1 protein-coding gene is annotated in these 1,122 nt (G+C 61.5%); it reads right to left on the bottom strand.

The genetic code is table 11. From position 1 onward, the window contains the following. A partial coding sequence (locus AC04MI_RS25435; RefSeq protein WP_476499076.1) for a phenylalanine--tRNA ligase subunit beta occupies nucleotides 1-1,122 on the bottom strand: 1,122 nt, incomplete at both ends.

The raw sequence follows: 1,122 nt of genomic DNA, 5'->3' as shown, positions 1-1,122 counted from the left end.
GCCTTGCGGTCCAAGTTGAACTTCAAAACTTGTAGCAGAGAACCCAATAAAGTCGAGCGCATCACGCTCATCTGACTTGCGATCGGATTGAGCAGCTTGATGGGTTGCGGGTTGGCGGCCAACTCGTGCTCCCAACGCTCTTCCACAAAGCTGAAATTGATCGTTTCCTGATACCCCAGGGCTGCCAGCGAACGGCGCACCGCAAACGGGCTGCGCGTGGCCTCGAGCGCCAGCTTGGGCGTAATGGGCGCCAGCGGTGGAGTGGTCGGAAGGTTGTTGTAGCCCACCATACGGGCCACTTCTTCGATCAGGTCTTCCTCGATGGTGATATCGAAACGGAACGACGGCGGCGTGACCGTGAGCGCACCTTCGCCCTGCACCACCGGCAGGCCCAGGCGGGTCAGCGCGTCGGCGCATTGCACCTGCGTCAGCGGCATGCCGATGACCTTGGCAGCACGCGCCACGCGCAGCGTGACGGGCTGTGGCACTGGCAAGTTCACCACTTGGTCGTCCATAGGGCCGCATGCCGTATCGGCCGTCCCGCAGATGTCAATGACGAGTTGGGTAATGCGCTCGATGTGCTCCACCGTCAGGCTCGGATCCACGCCGCGCTCAAAACGATGGCCGGCATCSGTCGAGAAGTTGAAGCGGCGCGARCGGCCTGCCACCGCCTTGGGCCACCAGAAAGCCGCCTCGATATAGATGTTCCGGGTGTCATCAGACACCGCCGTGGCGTCTCCGCCCATGATGCCCGCCAGCGATTCCACCTGGCTGTCATCGGCGATCACACCCACCTTGTCATCCACCGTGATGGTGTTGCCATTGAGCAGCTTCAGCTGCTCACCCGGCTTTCCCCAGCGCACGTCCAGGCCACCATGGATCTTGTCCAGATCAAAAATGTGCGAAGGACGTCCCAACTCAAACATCACATAGTTGGAAATGTCTACCAGCGGCGACACACCACGCTGGCCACAGCGTGCCAGGCGATCGAGCATCCACTGAGGCGTGGCAGCCCGCGTATTCACGTTGCGCACGACACGGCCGGAGAAACGGCCACACAGGTCAGGCGCGCTCACTTTGACGGGCAATTTGTCCGTCAGCTTTGCGGCCACGGCAGGGAAC

This window comes from Acidovorax sp. LjRoot204 (assembly GCF_056175785.1).
Note: the sequence above shows the minus strand (reverse complement) of the source record. Positions and strands in the feature narration are given on the sequence as shown.